15 protein-coding genes are annotated in these 18,654 nt (G+C 63.9%); 7 read left to right on the top strand and 8 right to left on the bottom strand.

Features of this window, described 5'->3' with window-relative positions; genetic code table 11:
* The first annotated feature begins 105 nt into the window (after nt 1-105).
* Both serA and ACZ5WT_RS02755 read left to right on the top strand, forming a co-directional pair.
* Nucleotides 106-1,689 carry a phosphoglycerate dehydrogenase gene (serA, locus tag ACZ5WT_RS02760; protein ID WP_464285864.1) on the top strand — a complete coding sequence of 528 codons (1,584 nt, stop codon included), beginning with the start codon at nt 106-108 and terminating at the stop codon, nt 1,687-1,689.
* Between the two features lie 109 nt (nt 1,690-1,798).
* Nucleotides 1,799-2,980, top strand: a complete 1,182-nt coding sequence (locus tag ACZ5WT_RS02755) for a chloride channel protein (protein ID WP_464285863.1) — start codon at nt 1,799-1,801, stop codon at nt 2,978-2,980.
* 8 nt (nt 2,981-2,988) lie between these two features.
* Here the strand turns inward: ACZ5WT_RS02755 and ACZ5WT_RS02750 are convergent, their stop codons facing one another.
* Entirely contained in the window at nt 2,989-3,951 is a 963-nt protein-coding gene (locus ACZ5WT_RS02750) for a DMT family transporter (protein ID WP_464285862.1), read from the bottom strand.
* A 157-nt stretch (nt 3,952-4,108) separates the two neighbouring features.
* Between ACZ5WT_RS02750 and ACZ5WT_RS02745 the strand changes: the two genes are divergently transcribed.
* A complete protein-coding gene (locus ACZ5WT_RS02745) occupies nt 4,109-5,398 on the top strand; it encodes an adenylosuccinate synthase (protein WP_464285861.1) in 1,290 nt (429 codons plus the stop codon).
* Between the two features lie 48 nt (nt 5,399-5,446).
* Nucleotides 5,447-7,498: a DNA polymerase III subunit gamma/tau domain-containing protein gene (locus ACZ5WT_RS02740; protein WP_464285860.1), complete on the top strand. Its 2,052-nt coding sequence runs from the start codon at nt 5,447-5,449 to the stop codon at nt 7,496-7,498.
* A 1-nt stretch (nt 7,499) separates the two neighbouring features.
* Here ACZ5WT_RS02740 and ACZ5WT_RS02735 read toward each other — a convergent pair whose 3' ends face one another.
* The 6 genes from ACZ5WT_RS02735 to ACZ5WT_RS02710 form a co-directional block, all read right to left on the bottom strand.
* The gene (locus ACZ5WT_RS02735; protein ID WP_464285859.1) at nt 7,500-8,138 is read right to left on the bottom strand and encodes an ATP-binding cassette domain-containing protein; all 639 of its coding nucleotides are present in this window, start codon (nt 8,136-8,138) and stop codon (nt 7,500-7,502) included.
* Entirely contained in the window at nt 8,125-9,717 is a 1,593-nt protein-coding gene (locus tag ACZ5WT_RS02730) for an ABC transporter permease family protein (protein WP_464285858.1), read from the bottom strand. Before ACZ5WT_RS02730 ends, ACZ5WT_RS02735 begins: the two co-directional genes overlap by 14 nt.
* Nucleotides 9,718-9,886: 169 nt before the next feature.
* Nucleotides 9,887-10,894 (bottom strand): thiamine ABC transporter substrate-binding protein, encoded by a 1,008-nt coding sequence (locus tag ACZ5WT_RS02725; RefSeq protein WP_464285857.1) that lies wholly within the window; start codon nt 10,892-10,894, stop codon nt 9,887-9,889.
* Between the two features lie 229 nt (nt 10,895-11,123).
* Nucleotides 11,124-11,975, bottom strand: a complete 852-nt coding sequence (locus ACZ5WT_RS02720; RefSeq protein WP_464285856.1) for an ABC transporter ATP-binding protein — start codon at nt 11,973-11,975, stop codon at nt 11,124-11,126.
* The gene (locus tag ACZ5WT_RS02715; RefSeq protein ID WP_464285855.1) at nt 11,972-12,988 is read right to left on the bottom strand and encodes an ABC transporter substrate-binding protein; all 1,017 of its coding nucleotides are present in this window, start codon (nt 12,986-12,988) and stop codon (nt 11,972-11,974) included. The genes ACZ5WT_RS02720 and ACZ5WT_RS02715 overlap by 4 nt, the downstream gene beginning before the upstream one ends.
* Before the next feature lie 35 nt (nt 12,989-13,023).
* Nucleotides 13,024-13,764 carry an ABC transporter permease gene (locus tag ACZ5WT_RS02710; protein ID WP_464285854.1) on the bottom strand — a complete coding sequence of 247 codons (741 nt, stop codon included), beginning with the start codon at nt 13,762-13,764 and terminating at the stop codon, nt 13,024-13,026.
* Between the two features lie 817 nt (nt 13,765-14,581).
* On the opposite strand from ACZ5WT_RS02710, the gene ACZ5WT_RS02705 reads away from it, so the two are divergent.
* Genes ACZ5WT_RS02705 through ACZ5WT_RS02695 form a run of 3 tightly spaced genes read left to right on the top strand, consistent with a single transcriptional unit; the run spans nt 14,582 to nt 17,748 of the window.
* Nucleotides 14,582-16,384, top strand: a complete 1,803-nt coding sequence (locus tag ACZ5WT_RS02705) for an outer membrane protein assembly factor BamB family protein (protein ID WP_464285853.1) — start codon at nt 14,582-14,584, stop codon at nt 16,382-16,384.
* Nucleotides 16,385-16,441: 57 nt separating this feature from the next.
* The gene (locus ACZ5WT_RS02700) at nt 16,442-17,290 is read left to right on the top strand and encodes a hypothetical protein (protein WP_464285852.1); all 849 of its coding nucleotides are present in this window, start codon (nt 16,442-16,444) and stop codon (nt 17,288-17,290) included.
* 35 nt (nt 17,291-17,325) lie between these two features.
* Nucleotides 17,326-17,748 (top strand): c-type cytochrome, encoded by a 423-nt coding sequence (locus ACZ5WT_RS02695; RefSeq protein WP_464285851.1) that lies wholly within the window; start codon nt 17,326-17,328, stop codon nt 17,746-17,748.
* A 16-nt stretch (nt 17,749-17,764) separates the two neighbouring features.
* Here ACZ5WT_RS02695 and ACZ5WT_RS02690 read toward each other — a convergent pair whose 3' ends face one another.
* Entirely contained in the window at nt 17,765-18,382 is a 618-nt protein-coding gene (locus ACZ5WT_RS02690) for a zinc metalloprotease (RefSeq protein ID WP_464285850.1), read from the bottom strand.
* Nucleotides 18,383-18,654: the final 272 nt, after the last annotated feature.

Here is an 18,654-nt window from a genome sequence, read left to right as displayed (position 1 = left end):
AACCTCCCCCTCTACAAGGGGGAGGCGCTGATCGAGTAAGCGGCGACACCATGCCAAAGCTCGGAGCAGAGAGGGGAATTTCACTCAAATTTCAGGGAAATTCCCATGCCAAAAGTTCTCGTTTCAGACAAGCTGAGCCCGACCGCCGTCCAGATCTTCAAGGACAATGGTGTCGAGGTCGACTACCTGCCCGATCTGGGGAAGGACAAGGAAAAGCTGCTCGAAGTCATCGGCCAGTATGATGGTCTGGCGATCCGTTCGGCCACCAAGGTGACCGAGAAGATCATCGCTGCCGCGACCAATCTCAAGGTCATCGGCCGCGCCGGTATCGGTGTCGACAATGTCGACATCCCGGCTGCGACCAAGAAGGGCATCATCGTGATGAACACGCCCTTCGGCAACTCGATCACCACGGCCGAGCACGCCATTGCCATGATGATGGCGCTGGCCCGCCAGCTGCCGGAAGCCGACGCCTCGACCCGCGCTTCGAAGTGGGAAAAGAACCGCTTCATGGGTGTGGAAGTCACCAACAAGACCCTCGGCCTGATCGGCGCCGGCAATATCGGCTCGATCGTCGCTGACCGTGCCATCGGCCTGCGCATGAAGGTCGTGGCGTTCGACCCGTTCCTGACCCCGGAACGCGCCCAGGCGCTGGGCGTCGAAAAGGTGACGCTGGACGAACTGCTGGCCCGCGCCGACTTCATCACGCTGCACACGCCGCTGATCGATGCGACCCGCAACATCCTCAATGCCGAAGCGCTGGCCAAGACCAAGAAGGGCGTTCGCATCATCAACTGCGCCCGTGGCGGCCTGATCGATGAAGCTGCGCTCTATGATGCGCTGAAGTCGGGCCAGGTTGCTGGCGCGGCGCTCGACGTGTTCCTGCAGGAGCCGGCCGAGAACAACCCGCTGTTCGAACTGCCCAACGTCATCTGCACCCCGCACCTTGGCGCATCGACCACCGAAGCCCAGGAAAATGTGGCGCTGCAGGTTGCCGAGCAGATTTCGGCCTACCTGATGAGCGGCGAAATCACCAATGCGCTCAACTTCCCGTCGATCTCGGCCGAAGAAGCGCCGATCCTGACCCCGTGGGTCAAGCTGGCCGAGACGCTCGGTTCCTTCGCCGGTCAGCTGACCGAAACGGCGATCAAGGGCATCAAGATCGAGTTCGAAGGCACCGTTGGCGAGCTCAACGTCAAGCCGATGATCGCAGCGGCCATCAACGGCGTGCTGAAGCCCTCGCTGGGTGACGTCAACATGGTCTCGGCACCCCAGGTGGCCAAGGATCGTGGCATCACCGTCGAGACCACCACGCGTGACCGCCAGGGCGCCTATGAAGGCTATATCCGCCTGACCGTGACCACCGAACGCCAGGAACGCGGCGTTGCCGGTACGCTGTTTGCCAATGGCAAGCCGCGCATCATCCAGGTCAAGGAAATCAACATGGAAGCGGAACTGTCGCCGTCCATGCTGTATGTGACCAACGAAGACAAGCCGGGCCATATCGGCCGCCTCGGCACGCTGCTGGGCACGCTCGGCATCAATATCGCCAACTTCAACCTTGGCCGTGTCGATGTCGGTTCGGACGCCATTGCGCTGGTCTCGATCGACGGCACGCTGACCGAGGCGCAGCTGGCAGAAATTGCCGCGCTCGAAGGCGTCAAGCAGGCCAAGACCCTCAAGTTCTAAGGCTTGCTGCAAACGAGAATTGGAAAGGCCGGTGGTTCGCCACCGGCCTTTTTGCTGCTTGACGCTGCCCAGGCGCGGGGCGCTACTACTCCCGACAGGGGAGAGGGCCGTGGTCAGACTGATCGCGATTGCCAGCGTGCATGGAGCCGCCAGCGGGCTGGCTGCGGGGCTGCTTCTGGTCGGCATGCAGATGCTCAGCGCCCTGATCTGGCGCGACGACTATGGCCCGCTCACCATTGCCGCCATCATCATGGCCGGGGGGCTGCTGATCGCGGTGTTGCGCCGTTTCGGCGACGAACACCGCATCGATGCCCAGATCGCAGCGCTGCGCGATCCGATCTCGATCCATCCGCGCCGGGCGCTGGTGGTGGGGGTTTCGGCGATCGTGGCGGTGGCGTTTGGCGGCGCCGTCGGCCCGGAAGCCGGGCTTATCGCGGTGGTGAGCGAACTGTCGGTGTTTGTCACCAAGGTGATTGCCCGCAGCAAGGCCGAACAGCAACTGGTCGGGCAGTCCGGTGCGGCGGGCGGGTTGGCCGGGCTCTATGCCTCGCCGCCCGGCGCGGCGGTCTACGCCGAGGAACGCGAGCCCGGAATCAGCGGCCTGCTGTTGCTCGCCGGATTGTGCGGCTTGGCCGGGTTCTGGCTGATCCTGCATCTGCTGGGGCAGGGCGCGGGGCTGCGCCTCCATATGCCGGCGGTGCAATCGGGGCAGCCGGGTCTGGACGTGATTTCTGCGGTGATCCCGGCACCATTCGGCGTGCTGATGGGCGTGGTCTTCATCGCCGTTCGGGCGGGCGCGACGGGCCTGCTGGCGCGGGTAACGCCGGCGACCTGGGCTCAGACGCTGATCGGCACCGTGGTGTTTGCGCTGCTCGCAGCGCTGCTGCCATTGCTGCGGTTTTCCGGCCATGACGAGTTTGGTGCCATCGCCGACTGGGCCGGCCGCGAGGGGGCGCATGGCCTGCTGGCGCTGGGACTGCTCAAGGCGCTGGCCTGCGCCATCTGCATTGCCAGCGGCTGGCGGGGCGGGGCGATATTTCCGCTGATGTTTGCGGGCGCTGCTGCTGGTGCATCGATAAGCGTGCTGTTCCCCGGCGTGCCCCTGGCCGTGACCATGGCGTCGGGCATGGGCGCGGCGGCGGCCATCGGGCTCGGGCGGCCGCTGGTCGCCGGGCTGATCGTGATCCTCCTGGCGGGTGGCGACACGGCCTTGCCGGTGTTGGTCGGGGTGCTCATCGCGCATGGCTGCCTGCAGCTGTTCCCGCAACTGCGGCAGAGCGGGCACCACTAAGGACTGGGTTATTCTGCGGGGCGGGAGGCCTGCCTGCTGCGCGCGGCCCATTCGGCCAGCACAATGCCACAGATGATGATGGCGGCAGCGAGGAAGTGATAGGGCTGCAGGCTCTCCCCAAGGATGATCACCGAGCCGAGCGTGCCGAAAACCGGGATCAGGTTGTGGCTGGGCGCTGCGCGGTTGGCGCCGACCAGTTCGACGCCGCGGGCATAGGCGACCTGGCTGAACATGGAGGGGAAGATGGCGACATAGGCGATCACCGCCCAGACGGTGGGTGAGGCCTGCGCCAGTGTAGCGATCTGACCGAGGCCGCCGCCGAACAGCGCCAGCATGATCAGTCCGGTGATCGCGGCGCCGGCGAAGGAGACGCCCATGAAGCTCATGATGTGCATCTTTGGGCGGAAGCGCAGGGCGAGCGTGTAGCCGGTATAGGCCAGGCAAGCCAGGATGACGAAGCCGTCGCCGACATTGAGGTCGAGTGTCAGGATGCGGGTGGGATCGCCATAGGTGGCGGTGAGGAGAACGCCCGATATGGCCAGCAGCACGCCCAGAATCTGCAGCGGGCGGGCGCGCACGCGGAAGAAAATGAAGTTCGCCCCCAGGATGAGCATGGGGAGCGAGGCCTGCTCGATGGCCGAATTGACGCCGGTGGTGGTCTGCAGGCCGACATAGAGGAAGACGTTGAACAGCGCATAGCCGACGGCGCCATAGGCCATCAGCAGCGGCCAGGTGCGCTGGATGGTGGGCCAATCCTGTTTCAGAAACCGCCAGGCAAAGGGCAGGATGACCAGCGTCGCGAGCACGCAGCGTGCCGCCAGCAGCAGGAACGGGTCGATTTCGCCGACTACCAGCTTCGCCGCAACCACATTGCCACCCCAGAATAGTGGGGCCAAAAGCAAGAGCAGATAGGGCTGATCGAGCATTCGGGCGGATATGCCGCGATTTTGGTGATTCAGCGGCTTTGTCATCGACGCTCTGGTGATGTAAGGACAATCGGACTTAGCAGTTATTCGGCCATGTTCAAACTGTTACGCAAGTGGCCGGGAGACAGTCGTCCGAGTTGAAAGAAGGGGCGGTCCCAGCGACCGGACCCTTTGTGTTGCGCCTATCCTGGAGATGGTATTCATGGCTAATGTGGTTGTCGTCGGCTCTCAGTGGGGCGACGAGGGCAAGGGCAAGATCGTTGACTGGCTCTCGGAGCGCGCCGATGTGGTGGTGCGCTATCACGGCGGCCACAATGCCGGCCACACGCTGGTGATCGATGGGGTGAGCTACAAGCTGGCGCTGCTGCCTTCGGGCCTGGTGCAGGGCAAGCTCTCGGTTATCGGCAATGGTGTGGTGGTTGATCCGCACCACTTCGTGCAGGAAATGGCCAAGCTGCGCGCCCAGGGCGTGGAGATCACCCCTGAGATCCTGCGCATCGCCGACAATGCGCCGCTGATTCTCTCGCTGCACCGCGAACTCGATGCCATCCGCGAAGATTCGACCACTGGTCTCAAGATCGGTACCACCAAGCGCGGTATCGGTCCGGCCTATGAAGACAAGGTTGGCCGCCGCGCCATCCGCCTGATCGATCTCAGCGAGCCAGAAACGCTCATGGTCAAGATCGAGCGCCTGCTGACCCACCACAATGCGCTGCGTCGCGGCATGGGCCTGCCCGAGATCGAAGCGCAGAAGATCTATGACGAGCTGACCTCGGTCGCCGCCGAAATCCTGCCCTTCATGGACCAGGTCTGGCAGGTGCTGGACGACAAGCGCCGCGCCGGCGCGCGCATCCTGTTCGAGGGCGCGCAGGGCGCCCTGCTCGACAACGACCACGGCACCTATCCGTTCGTGACCTCGTCCAACACCGTCGCCGGGCAGGCTGCTGCCGGTTCGGGCCTTGGCCCGACGGCGATCGGCTATGTGCTGGGCATCACCAAGGCCTATACGACCCGCGTCGGCGAAGGTCCGTTCCCGTGCGAACTCGATGACGAGATCGGCCAGCACCTGGCAACCGTCGGTCGCGAAGTGGGCGTCAATACCGGCCGTCCGCGCCGCTGCGGCTGGTTCGACGCCGTGCTGGTCCGCCAGACGGTCAAGACTTCGGGTATTTCCGGCATTGCGCTGACCAAGCTCGACGTTCTTGATGGCCTCAAGGAGATCAAGGTCTGCGTCGGCTACGAGCTCGATGGATCACGAATTGATTATTTGCCTGCCTCAATGGGGGCACAAGCACGCGTTAAGCCGATCTACGAAACCCTTGAGGGATGGTCGGAAACTACTGCTGGGGCAAGAAGCTGGGCCGAATTGCCTGCTCAGGCTGTCAAATATGTCCGGTATATCGAAGAGCAGATCGGCGCGCCCGTCGCCATGCTTTCGACGAGCCCGGAACGTCTGGACACGATCCTTGTCGTTGACCCATTCCAAGATTGATAATTTTTGTTACAACACGTCGCTGCAATTGTGAGTACCAACTAACCAATGGCGGACTACAAGGAGTTGTTGCGCCGGGCGATCTCGGCGCTTCCGGAGAATAATGGGGCTGCCCGGCGGGCGGTTTACGAGAAGGCGCGTTCGGCTCTCGTCGGACAATTGCGCGCCATCACGCCCCCATTGCCCGCACGCGACATTACCCAACACCGCCTGCAGCTCGAAGATTGCATCCGACAGGTTGAGCAGGAAGCCAGCGAGGCGGTGATCACGCTGGGGCGCGACAGCGCCTTCAGCGCCCGCCCGGTGGCGCCCCCGGCAGCCGCGCGGCCGCCAGAACCGGTGCCGGCCCCGGCCCCGGCCCCCGTGGCGGAAGCCCCCAGGGTGGTTCCGGTGGAACAGCCGCGCCCGGCTCCCGTCGTGGAAGCCGAAGCGCCCAAGGCCGTCACTCCGGCGGCCCCGGAAGAGGTAACGGTCCAGGCTCCGGCCGAACCCGAGCCCGAGGCACCTGTTGAGGCGCCCAAGCCGGCAGCAGCCGGTCCGATGTCGATCGAGGACATCATTTCGGAGGCGGCCTCTACATCAGGCGCTCCGGTTCACCTCGTCAGCGAGGAAGAGCCAGCCAAGCCCGAGCCGACGCCTGACGCGCGGCCCGTGCCATCGATCGTGGCGCGCGCCGAGGCCAACAAGACCGGCCCGACCTCGCCCCTGCCCATTTCCAATGTCCGGCCGCTCGAAACGCCGCTCAAGGCACCGAGCTTTGAGCCGCGCCGCGATGCCATGCCGCTGGCCGCCAATTCGACGGTCGAACCGGTTCGCGTGACCTCGCGGATCGAGCCCTCGCTGGGCAACCAGGCGGTGATGCGCCAGCAGGCGACCGCACAGGTTGCCGTGGTGGAAACGCCGCCGGTTGAAACCGCCCTGTCCAACGTCCGCGAAGTCGAGGTCGAACCCGATCCGAGCGAAGCACAGGGCGCCATCGAGCGCGCCATTGAAACACTCGACCGCGAAGCGCGCGGCGAAACCACTCCGACCCTTCAGGACGCCCGGCCGTTCCGGGCCGAGGACGCGGCTGAAATCAGCGATGACGCGGGCTTTGCCAGCGCGCCGATCCAGCAGCGCGGCGGCGCGGGGCTGACGATTTTCCTCGTGGTCTTTGCCATCCTGCTGGCTGGTGTCGGCGGCGCGGGCTTCTGGGCCTGGCGCGAGGGCTATGTCGATCTCGACCAGATGTTCGGCCGGGCTGAGGCGCCCGTCACCGAAGTCGCGGCTCCGGCAACGCCGACGCCAACGCTCGATCCGGCAACGCCGACCGAAACGGCCGACAGCACCGCTGCCGGCCCCGGCAATACGGCGCCGACCGCCACCGACCAGCCCAGCGCCGAGCTGAGCGGGCTGGAAATCGACAACGATCGTCTGGAGCCCACGCCGGAGCCGGTTCAGGCCACGGGCAATGAATCGGTGCTGCCGAGCATTGGCCTGGGTGACGACAAGAGCGAAGAGCGCCTGCCGGGCGCCGATGCCACGGCTGTTGCTGCCAATGATCCGGCGGCTTCGGTTGATCCTGCGGTTCTGGCTGGCAGCCAGTCGCTGCTGCTTGAAGCCAGTGCCGATGGTTCGACGGGTGCAGTGCCATTCTCGGGCACGGTGGAGTGGAGCGAAGGGGCCGATGAGCTGGGCTTGCCGACGCTTAAAGCCTCCGCCAGCATCCCGGCGCGCAACCTGGGCGTGGATATCACCATCCGCAAGAACTCGGATCCGAGCCTGCCGGCCAGCCACCTGATGGAAGTCGACTTCAAGGTCAACGACACCTTCATCGGCGGCACGATCGCCAACCTGCCGGGCATTCTGCTCAAGGATCAGGAACTGGTGCCGGGTACGGCGCTGGTGGGTGCTTCGGCGCGCGTCGTGGGCAACTCGTTCCTGTTCGCGCTTAGCGCGGCGCCGAACGATGCGGCCACCAATGCCAATCTGCTGAAGGACCGTCGCTGGATGGATCTGGCGGTGGTTTATGGCACCGGCCGCAACGCCATCATCACGCTGGAGAAGGACGACGCCGCACAGACGCTGTTCTCCAAGGTGTTCACGGCCTGGGGCAACTAGTTCAGGCCGCCACGAGACGGCGGTCGACAATCTGGTAACGGCGCTGCGCAAGCGCCGTTACGTCATCCACATGATGGCTGACCAGGATCGTGTGCCAGCCATGGCGGATGGTCAGCGTGCGGACGAGGTCCCGCACCGCGAGGCGCGTTTCGTCATCGAGCGCAGAAAACGGCTCATCCAGCAGCAGCACCGGGCGGGCGCGCAACAGGGTTCGTGCCAAGGCGACGCGCTGCTTCTGTCCGCCTGAGAGCGTGCTCGCCGTCTGTCCGGCAATTCCCTCAAGACCAACTTCGGCCAAAGCCGCAGCCACCTGCGCGGCAATGTCCTGCCTTGCCGTGCGCGGGGGCAGGCCGAGCGCCACATTGCGCGCGGCGGTCAGGTGCTCGAACAGGCTCTCGGACTGCAGCAGCAGCGAGACCGGACGGGCTTCGGGCGGTAGCGGCACGAGATCGCGGCCATCGAGATCGATCCGCCCGGCGCTGGGCGTGAGAAAGCCGGCCAGCAGGTCGAGCAAGGTGGACTTGCCGGACCCGCTGGCGCCCGAAATGGCGGTGATTTCGCCGGGCTCGGCGGCAAAGCTGAACAGGTAGCGTTCGGCCTGACCGGGATGGGCGAAGGTCACATTGTCAACGCGCAGCACGGGCAATCCTTTCGATGAGTTTGGGCAGTCCGACAAAGGCAATGATGGTGCCGATCAGCAGGATGGCGGCGATGGAGGCCGCATCATTGTTGCGATAGGCCCCCAGGGCCCGGAACATCATCAGCGGCAGGGTCTGGAAATCCTGCGTGCCGAACAGGGCGATGACGCCGAGATCGCCGAGCGAAAAACAGAAGGCCAGCGCCAGCATGACGCCGATATCGCGGCCGAGCAGGGGATATTCCACCAGCGCAAACTGCCTCCAGCCGGACAGGCCCAGCGAGCGGATCAGCTTGCCGCGGGTGCGGGCAATGGCCTCGAGTGGGGGACCGAGCGTCGCCATGGCAAAGGGCAAAGCGAGCAGGCTGTTGCCCAGGATGACGACGAAGGGCGCCGCGGCGACTGGGGCGATGCCCAGCTGCAGGACCAGCAGGAAAAAGCCGAGCGAGAGAACCACGGCGGGCACGGCGAGATAGGCATAGGCGGGCACACCGAGCAGGGTGCGCAGACCGCTGCTGGCCGTGGCACCGCGCCCCATGGCGAGGATCAGCGCCAGCGCCAGCGTGAGGGCTGCGGAAGCCGCGCCGATGGTGACGCTGCTCAGTGCCGCCCACCAGAAGGTCGGCTTGGCCAGCAGGTTCATCAGGCCGGGGCGGAAGCCATCGACCAGCACCGAAACCAGCGGGAGCACGAAGCCGATGGTGGCGAGCAGCAGCACGAGGATCTGCAGCAGGCGCGCCGCACCGGCATCGCGCCAGCGGGGCGGCGACGATGCGCCAAAGCTGGTGGGCACGGGGGCGAGCATCGAAGCGGCCAGGATCACCGCCGAACAGACGGCAATCTGCGTCGCGGCGAGGCGAACGGCGCCCACGAGGTCAAAATCCTGGCGCACGGCGGCATAGATCGCCACTTCGAGGGTCTGGTTGGCGGGGCCGCCGCCGAGCAGCAGCACGATGGGGAAGCTGGTGAAAGCCAGCAGGAAAATGATGGCGGCGAGCCCGGGCAGGGTGCCGCGCAAGGCGGGCCAGTCGATCAGCGAAAAGCGCTGCCAGGCGCCGAGGCCCAGCGACTGGCCGGTCTTGAGCCGGCTCTGCGGGGTGGCATCGAGGCGGGCCAGCATGATGCGGGCGGCGAAGGCGCCATCGAGAATCACATGAGCAAAGAGGATGCCCGAGAGGCCGAAGGCCGGGTTGCCGAGGGTGAGGCCGAACAGGGCTTCGCTGGCCTGATTGATCCAGCCATTGCGGCCCCAGATCGACAGCAATCCGAAGGCAACGACCATGCCGGGGGTGACGATGGCCGAGGCAAAGAGGCCCACGACGAGGTCGCGGCCGGGGAAGCGCAGCCGGTTGAGCGCCCAGGCCAGCGCCATGCCGACGGCCAGCGACAAAATGGTGGTCAGGCCCGCCTGAATGGAGGTCATCCGCAGCAGGTGGGGGATATCGACGCGCGAACTGGTGCTGGCCGCGCCGGTGGCGGCTTCGAGGATGGCCCAGAGCACGAGGCCGATCATGGCGGCAATCGTCGCGGCGAGCAGGGTGGCCGCGGCGATGCGTTGCGGGCGATGGGGCAGGGTCAGCATGGCCAATCCGAAATTGGTGCGTGTGAAGAACCCCCACCCTTGGTCCCTCCACACAAGGGGGAGGGAGACGCTGGGCCTGCGATCGGAACTCTAAGCGGGCACTGCGCGAGCTTCCCTCCCCCTTGTGGGGAGGGAATGAGGGTGGGGGTGTTCATCACCGGGCCTGGGGCTACTGCACGGCCTTCAGCATTTCATCGATCCAGGCCTGTCCGTTGGCCGCGATCTCTTCGTCGGTGAAGGTCAGGGTCTTTTCCGGCTCGGGCAGGTTGGCGAAGGCCGGGTTGAGGTCGGCGCCGAGGTCGATCACCGGGAACATCCAGTTGGCTTCGGCGATGATCTTCTGGGCTTCGGGCGTCAGCAGATAGGCGAGGAACTGCTTGGCCAGCTCCTGCTGGTCGGAGGATTTTAGCACGCCGGCGACTTCGATCTGCGGGTAGTGCCCCTCTTCGAACAGCGCCGCCTTGATGGTGTCATCGCCGTCTTCGATGATGTGATAGGCCGGCGAGGTGGTGTAGCTCAGCGCCATATCGGCTTCCCCGCTGAGGAACAGGTTGTAGCTGTCGCTCCAGTCGCGGGTGATGGCCAGGATATGGGGCTTGAGGCCGGTCCAGATTTCGCTGGCGCGGTCGCCATAGGCGGCCTTGACCCAGAGCACGAGTCCGAAGCCGGGGGTGGAAGAGCGCGGATCCTGGATGGCGATCTTGACCGTATCGGGCAGGGCGATCAGCTCTTCGAACGACTTCGGCGGCACCGGCATGGTGTCGGTGTCGTGCATGAAGGCGAAGTGCGAATAGTCGAAGGGCACAAATTGCTGGTCGGTCCAGCCCCCAGGCAGAACGAGGTTGTCGAGCGTCAGGCCGTGATCAGAGAAGAGGCCAGTGGCGCGGGCTTCGCCAGCGATGGCGGTATCGAGGCCCACGATGATGTCGGCGGGCGTGGTGGGGCCTTCCAGCTGCACGCGACGCAGTGTCCCGATGGAGCTGTCGGCCGCGACCCAATCAACCGTGCAGCCGCCGCAGATGGCCTCAAAGCCGCTCTTGAGAGCGGGAGCGGGGCCCCATTCGGCGGCGAAGCCGTCATAGGTGTAGATGGTGAGCTTGGGCGCATCCTGAGCGAATGCGGGTGAAGCGAACAGTCCAACGAGGACCGCAAGCGCCAGACGAGTGGATTTGACCATGGGTCTTTCCCTTCAATGGTGTGCGGCCATGAGTGAAGGGATGTGTCAATGGCATAGGCGTCGAGCGGCCCCGGCCATCTCGAACTTCCTCCGCCAGCATGACCTGGTTCAGGTTCAATGGGTAACTCTCAGCCCCGGACATAATCCGGAACACCCCAGCGAGACACCACACACTTAGTCAGACCGCCGGGCGGTTGCAAGCCACTTCCTTGCGGCGGGCGCGGGAGCGCTAGCGATCCGCCGATGAACCGAGGTCGCGGCCGTAGAAATCGGAGTGGGGATCGTTCATCACCAGATCGAACAGGCGCTGGGACAGGTGCTGGCGCAGCTCGATATAGCGCGGCAGGGCGCGGGCATCATATTCCCAGCGGGGCCGGGGCAGGTCGACCTCGACAGTCTCCATGATGCGGCCGGGGCGCGGGCCCATCAGCACGATGCGATCGGACAGCAGCAGCGCCTCGTCGACGCTATGAGTGACAAAGACCACGGCCGATTTCTGCCGGTTCCATAGGCGCATCAGCTCGATCTGCATCAGTTCGCGCGTCTGTGCATCGATGCTGGCGAAGGGTTCGTCCATCAGCATCAGCTCGGGCTCGCAGCAGAAGGCGCGCGCCAGGGCAACGCGTTGCTTCATGCCGCCCGACAGCTCATGCGGATAGGCCTTGGCGAAGCGCCCGAGCCCCACCAGTTCAATATAGTGCATGGCGCGCTCGCGGCGTTCGGCAGCGGCGATGGGCAGGCTGCGCAGCGCGAACTCGACATTGCCCAGTACCGTCGCCCAGGGAATGAGCCGGAACGACTGGAACACGAAGCCGATGCGCGGCGAGGGTTTTGGCGGCGCGCCGAAGGCGGTGATCACGCCGGTATCGGGGGTGATCAGGCCATCGAGCAGGCGCAGCAGGGTGGTCTTGCCGCAGCCAGATGGTCCGAGCAACGTCACGAACGCCCCCGCTTCCACGTCGAGCGAAATATTGCTGAGGGCGAGAACGGTCGCGTCGGGTCGCGAGGCAAAGGCCTTGTTGACCCCGGAGACTGAAATGGCGAGCGAGGTCCCGCTCGCCACAGATTGCGTTTTGGTCATCGAGCGGGCGTATCACCACTGTCATCGACGCCGATGGCGGCAAGCACCTCGTCCATCACCGTGAAGTCGGTCCACTGGTCGAGCGTGACCGGCGCCACGCCGGCAAAGTCTTCGGTGGTGTAGAGATAGTCCTGCGTGGCCTGCAGCTCGGGGACCGAGAAGCCGCCATTGACGCTCCAGCTGCCCTTGAAGCTGTCGGCCAGGTAGGCCAGATCGGCATCGCTGAGGTTACCCTTATAGGCCTGCATGGCATCAACCCACTTGGCGGGATCGGCATTGAAGTCACGCGAGAGCTTGGTCAGTGCGGTGATCACGGCGATCACATCGGCGCGGCGCTCTTCGAGCACCTTGGCGGGCACCACGTTGACCTTGTTCACCACCGAAGCGGCGGCGTAATAGTCGGCCTGGTCGACCAGTACGGAGAGGCCGTCGCGCTCGGGCAGCGAGAGCCAGACGCCCACCGACATGGTGGTGGCATCGACCTGGCCGGCGGCAAGGGCCTGGCCGCGCACATTGGGCTGGCCCAGGGTCAGGATTTCGAGTGTGCTGGTATCGAGACCGGCCGCCTCGAAGACTTTCATGCTCAGCGAATAGTCGAGGCTGCCGACGCGGCCGACGCCGAAGCTGCGGCCCTTCATGTCGGCAACGGTGGCGATCTCGCTCTTGGCGGCGATCAGGTAGGGCAGGGATTTGTTGGGCGAGGTGACGGCGATGAGGTCGCTCGCGCCCTGCGCGGTCAGCTGCAGCAGCGCATCGACGCCGATATTGGCCATTTCGCCTTCACCGGCCTGGAGGGCGGCAATGGCCGACGGCGTCTGCTGCACGCGCACCAGTTCGACATCGACGCCTTCACGCTCGAAATAGCCAAGCTCCTTGGCCAGATCCATGACGGAATTGGGCACCAGGGGCGGCTCAAGGTGGGTCAGGATCAGGCGGAACGGATCGGCCATGGCGGTGCTCGACATCAGCGCGAGCACGGACAGGCTGGCAAGGGTCAGCGATTTGATATGCATGATTGTCTCCCTCTCAAAGTCTTTGTTCTTGTTCGTCAGTCGGCCCGCCGCCAGCGCGAGAGGCGGGATTCGAGCAGACGCAGCATTTCGGTCACCGCCACGCCGATGAGGGCGAGGGTGATGACCACCACGAAATATTCGGCCATGCGGAACGTGTTGCCATAGACCGCGAGCAGGCCCCCAAGGCCGCTGACAGCGGTATAGAGCTCGGCGACCACCGTATTGATCAGCCCGATCGTGGCGCCGATCCGCAGGCCGACCACGACGAAGGGCAGCGAGCCGGGCAGGGTGATGCGCCAGAAGATGCGGCGGCGCGGCGCGCCCACGGCGCGGGCCATCTCGACCAGTTCCTGATCGACGGCGAGCACACCGGCATAGGTGTTGAGCAGGATGGGCATGACCGCGCCCAGAAACACCACAAAGACTTTTGCCTGCAGGCCGAGGCCGAGCAGCACGATGATCAGCGGAATGAAGGCGACGCGTGGCGTCGCAGCGAGCGCGTTGACGAAAATGTCGAGCGTGCGCCCAAGCGGGCGAACCGTGCCCATGATAACGCCGAGCGGAATGGCGACGGCGACGGCAGCGGTAAAGCCGGTGAGGTAGACGGTGAGGCTGGCGCCGAGCGCGCTCACCAGGCGGCCTTCACTCAACAGGCGCTGTGCGGCTTCGAGCGTCGCAAGGGGCGTCGGAATGGCGGCACGGCCCACGAACTCAGACGCAACATACCACAGCGCGATCAGCGCAATCAGGAACAGGACACGGAACAGGGCGATCATAATGGCTCGGCGCACCGCTTGTGCGCGGTCGGTACGATGGCGATGTAAGTGTCTGATGATGTGGACATATCTGCCAGCGTCTGGAGCAACGGCGTACTGTTTTTGACTGCGGAATTCGTCAATCTGGGAGGTGGAACCCACCCCTCGGCGCATTGTTGGCCGAAAAGCCAATTGCGTGCGATAGCGAAACGGACCGGCAGTTTGCTACTTTGGTATTATGCTCTCGCGGCGGCATAAAAGACAGCCGAACATTTCAGACTGCATCTGTCCGAATAGGCCGTCGCGATTTGAAAAAATGCCAAGTAGTGTCAGGTTGCCGCGAGGCTGACTGGCGCTTCACCAGTGAATGGTGTCAGTATATTTTTAATACTGATCGGCCATTTTTGCTTGGTAATAACTCTATCTGTTCTTCAATCTTGTATGCAAGTAATTCATATGAAATTTGATAGGTGTTATATTCTCATTGAATCTTGAGAAATGGCGATAAGTGCTTTGAATCAAGCGGGCGCGGCATGCGATGTCGCGTCGGCATGCTGAAGAGTGCGCATCGGCTGCGGCGCTATACCTCTGCGACACTTTGTGCTTGTTAGACCCCGTTGATGACACGTGTTGGAAGACATGTGGGTCCGGTGACTGTGGGCTTTGCCTCGTCATTTCACGGGTCTGGGTGGCGGCGTTTGGCCGCGGCTGCAGCGCGTGGGGTGATTCTAGGTAGGAGAGGAGCCAGCAAGGGCAGGTACCGGGGGGAGTTGTCTGTGGTCGCCAAGCTGATCCTAGAAAACAGCAGTGCACCGACTTTGGTACGAGGAAATCGTCAATGAAGATGAAAACGACGCTGATGCTGCTGGCAGCTGGCATGCTTGCCAGCACTTCGCTGCCGGCCGTTGCGCAGCACGATGCAGTGGCCGATAGCGGGCAGAATGTATCGATCGAGAACTACACGCCCGTCACCACGGAAATGCTGGCCAACCCAAGCGCTTCCGACTGGCTGATGTGGCGCGGTACGCTGAACCACCAGGGCTATAGCCCGCTGGACAAGATCAACAAGGAAAACGTGGGCGATCTCTCGATCGCGTGGGCACGTGGCCTTGAATCCGGCGACATGGAAGCAACGCCGCTCGTCCATGACGGCATCATGTTCATGCCGCAGGGTCGCGGTGTGGTGCAGGCGCTCAATGCCACCAATGGTGACCTGATCTGGGAATACCGCCGCAGCATGCCGTCCGATCTGGCGCAGTATGTCCAGCTCAACGGCATCACGCGTAACATCGCGCTGCACGAGAACCTCGTGGTCATGGCGACCCCGGACAGCTACATGGTCGCGCTCAATGCCAAGACCGGCGCTGTCGAGTGGGAAACCCAGATTTCCGACTACAAGACCGATCCGAACTGGCAGACTTCGGGCCCGATCATTGCCAATGGCAAGGCCATTTCCGGCCGTTCCTGCGCCCCGCAGGGTGGTCCTGACGCTTGCTTCATCGCGGCGCACGACCTGTCGACCGGTGAAGAAATCTGGCGCACGCACACGATTCCGCGTCCCGGTGAAGCCGGCGACGAGACCTGGGGCAACATCCCCTATGAAAGCCGCTGGCACGTCGGCAGCTGGATCACCCCCAGCTACGATCCCGAGCTGAACATGATCTTCGCGGGTACCTCGGTTACCTCGCCCTATACCAAGTTCATCATGGGCTCGGAAGATCCCGATGCCGAGCACCTCTACCAGACCTCGACCCTGGCGCTGAACGCCGATACCGGCGAGATGGTGTGGTACCAGCAGCACATTCGCGACCAGTGGGACCTCGACCATCCGTTCGAGCGTATCCTGGTGGATACCGTGATTGCGCCGAGCGCCGACGAAGTGAAGTGGATCAACCCGAACGTCGTTCCGGGTGAAGAGCGCAAGGTTCTGACCGGCATTCCGGGCAAGACCGGCATCTTCTACTCGATCGACCGTGCGACCGGCGAGTTCCTCTGGGCTCGTGAAACCACCTACCAGAACGTCATCCTCGATATCGACACGTCCAATGGTCGTGCGACGATGAACAAGGACCTGTTCTTCACCGAAGCTGGTCAGGAACACCTGGTTTGCCCGGCTGCCATCGGCGGCAAAGACTGGCCGGCTGGCGCTTATAGCCCGCTGACTAACGCGATCTACTACCCGCTGCAGAACCTGTGCATGAACGCCATGGCACTGGGTGATGAGCCGGTCGTGGAAGAACTCGGCCAGGTTGACCTTGCAGCGACCGCCGCACCCGGCACCGACCAGCTCGGCACCGTGCGTGGCATCAACGTCGAGACCGGCAAGGAACTCTGGAAGTACGAGCAGCGCGCCAACACCCTGTCGCTGGTTGCGACCGGCGGTGGCCTGCTGTTCGGTGGCGACATGAACCGTCGCTTCCGCGCCTTCGACCAGGAAACCGGTGACATCCTCTGGGAAACCATCCTTGGTGGTCCGGTCGGTGGCTTCCCGATGACCTACGAAGTCGATGGCCGTCAGTATGTGGCTGTTGCGTCCGGTGGCTTCCTGATCGCCGGCAGCTATCTCGGCCTGACCCCTGAACTGCGCTCGAACACCTCGGCCAACCAGCTGTTCGTGTTCGCCCTTCCTGAAAAGAAGTAAGGCTTTCAAGCTGAACCGCGGCGGCATCGCCGCCGCGGTTCAACAAGGAATATCGTCATGATCCGTCGTTTCGTCATCGCGATTGCCGCAAGCGTGCTGTCGACTGCCGTCGCAGTGGCGCAGCCTTCGAGCGTGCCATGGGTGCCGACGGATATGGCTGAGCAGAGGCGCAGCCTCAACGACGACGAAATTACCATCTGCCTCAACAAGACCAGCGCCCTGGTCGAGCTGGACCGGCAGGTCGCCCAGGCGGTCGGCGACACGTTGCTGCTCAACGTCAAATTCGTTGAACTCTCGTCGCACTTTCCGCCCTACAAGTATGATTTCCGGCTGCCATTTGCCGAGCGCGACCTCTATGTGGAGGTCACCAACAAGTGCCAGGCGCTGATGGGGATGCGGCTGAGCACGGGCGGCATTCCCGCCTGGCTCACGGTCAGCGCGCCTTATTATCGTTCCCGTTCGGTGTTCGCGGTTGCCGACGCAGCGCAGGCAGATTTCGCCGCGCTCGCAGCCGGACAGGCCATCGGCAGCCGTCTCGGCGCGCCCGGCGATACGCAGTTCACCGCCTATCTACGCTCGATGGACGCCAACACCCGTCCGCAGCGCGTGCCTTACCCTAACAATGAAGTGTTGCTGGACAAGATCGAGACGGGTTCGGTCTCCGCGGCCTTCCTGTGGGAGCCGGCGCTGTTTCTGGCAGCAGACGGCAATCCCGAGAACCTGGGCATCACCCACACCTTTGAGGCGCCGTTTGCCTCGCCAGTCGTTGAATTCGGCATCGCCTTTCCGGTGCAGGACACCTTCCTGCGCGGACTGTTCGACGAGGCCCTCAGTGTCTTGATCGCAGACGGCGAGATCGACTCGATCATCTCCGGTTTCCCAATTCCCCCCAGCCTGGCGCCATAACAGCATCAGGCCAAAACAAGCAGCAGGACTAAGTGATGAACACTCTTCTCAAATTGGGCGCCATTGCCGCTTTTGCGGCTCTCTCGGCCGTGCCGGCTTCGGCGCAGGACGCCACCTCGGCAGCGGGCATCTTCTCCGCCGATCAGGCCACGCGTGGCATGGACGCCTTTGAAATGAACTGCGCGGCTTGCCACGCCAGCAATCTCAACGGCACCCCCGGCGGCCCGGGCATTGCCGGCTCGCGCTTCAAGGTGAAGTGGGCCAAGAAGACCGTCGGCGATCTCTACACCAAGATCCACGACACCATGCCGGCCGGCATGGGCGGTTCGCTGACCGAGTCCGAATACATCGACATCGTCGCCTACATTCTCTCGGTCAACAAGTTCGCGCCCGGCGAGGCTGAGCTGGCTGTCGACATGGACAAGCTCAACGCCATCACCATCGGTTCGGCAGAGTAATCGCGATTGGGCCGCGTCAGGCGCGGCCCAATGACACCATGCTGAACACCGCCTGGAATACCGGCCGCAGGGCAAGTCCAGCGGCCAAGGCTGCCAGAGCGATCAGGGCCAGGCGGACGACCAGCCCGTAGCGGGTGGCCAGGGCGAAGGCGCGGGGTGCGATCGAGCCCAGCGCCATGCCCATGGTCAGCGGCGGGATGGGCAGGATGTTGATGATCACGAACCAGGTGGTCATCTCCAGCAGCACCCGGATGGCGGTGGTGGCAGCGCTGGCGGCGGCGACATTGGGGATGACGGTGGCGAGCCAGGGGCGGGCCAGCCAGATCAGCATGATGGCGGCCAGCGTCAGCAGCAGCGAGAGCATGGCGACGGCCCAAAGCGATGCCTTGCCGCCGCGCAATTCGGCGGCGTCGATGGCAACGGGGCGGATCCAGCCGATCTGGAACAGAATGAAGGGGATGGTGGCCAGCAGGTCGAGGTGAACGAGCGGGTTGGGAGTGAGGCGGCCGTCATATTGCGGACCCTTGGCGCCGAACAGACGCGCGACCAGGGCGATGGACAGCCCGTGAATACCCACCAGCACCGCCATGGCCACGAGGCGGTACAGGACGGTTTGCAGGCTCAAGTCCAACATCAAAAAACTCCGCGAACAGGTTCCTATTGTTAGGTGCTGATGCGCGGAAAAAATCAAGCGCCGATCCAGACGAGATCAAAAACAGAGCGCAATTCGCGAAGTTTCCGGTAGAAAAACATGCTACCGGCGGCGTGATTCGGAGGATGGCGATGCAAATCGCCAGTAGAACAAAGTAGAAAATGGCGCGTTTGGAGGGGAATATAGATCCGCTTGATCAGCGGTTGAGAGCAATCCAGTTGCGTATGCGCAGGCTGGTCTTGGCGCATTCACTA

Source organism: Devosia sp. T2-14 (genome assembly GCF_055397495.1).
This window is presented reverse-complemented; position numbering and strand designations above follow the sequence as displayed.

Coding starts and splice junctions, on each gene's coding strand:
- ACZ5WT_RS02695 (WP_464285851.1), top strand. CDS start 17,326: ATGAACACTCTTCTCAAATTGGGCGCCATTGCCGCTTTTGCGGCTCTC.
- ACZ5WT_RS02725 (WP_464285857.1), bottom strand. CDS start 10,894: ATGGTCAAATCCACTCGTCTGGCGCTTGCGGTCCTCGTTGGACTGTTC.
- ACZ5WT_RS02750 (WP_464285862.1), bottom strand. CDS start 3,951: ATGACAAAGCCGCTGAATCACCAAAATCGCGGCATATCCGCCCGAATG.
- ACZ5WT_RS02700 (WP_464285852.1), top strand. CDS start 16,442: ATGATCCGTCGTTTCGTCATCGCGATTGCCGCAAGCGTGCTGTCGACT.
- ACZ5WT_RS02710 (WP_464285854.1), bottom strand. CDS start 13,764: ATGATCGCCCTGTTCCGTGTCCTGTTCCTGATTGCGCTGATCGCGCTG.
- serA (WP_464285864.1), top strand. CDS start 106: ATGCCAAAAGTTCTCGTTTCAGACAAGCTGAGCCCGACCGCCGTCCAG.
- ACZ5WT_RS02740 (WP_464285860.1), top strand. CDS start 5,447: ATGGCGGACTACAAGGAGTTGTTGCGCCGGGCGATCTCGGCGCTTCCG.
- ACZ5WT_RS02730 (WP_464285858.1), bottom strand. CDS start 9,717: ATGCTGACCCTGCCCCATCGCCCGCAACGCATCGCCGCGGCCACCCTG.
- ACZ5WT_RS02720 (WP_464285856.1), bottom strand. CDS start 11,975: ATGACCAAAACGCAATCTGTGGCGAGCGGGACCTCGCTCGCCATTTCA.
- ACZ5WT_RS02715 (WP_464285855.1), bottom strand. CDS start 12,988: ATGCATATCAAATCGCTGACCCTTGCCAGCCTGTCCGTGCTCGCGCTG.
- ACZ5WT_RS02705 (WP_464285853.1), top strand. CDS start 14,582: ATGAAGATGAAAACGACGCTGATGCTGCTGGCAGCTGGCATGCTTGCC.
- ACZ5WT_RS02745 (WP_464285861.1), top strand. CDS start 4,109: ATGGCTAATGTGGTTGTCGTCGGCTCTCAGTGGGGCGACGAGGGCAAG.
- ACZ5WT_RS02690 (WP_464285850.1), bottom strand. CDS start 18,382: ATGTTGGACTTGAGCCTGCAAACCGTCCTGTACCGCCTCGTGGCCATG.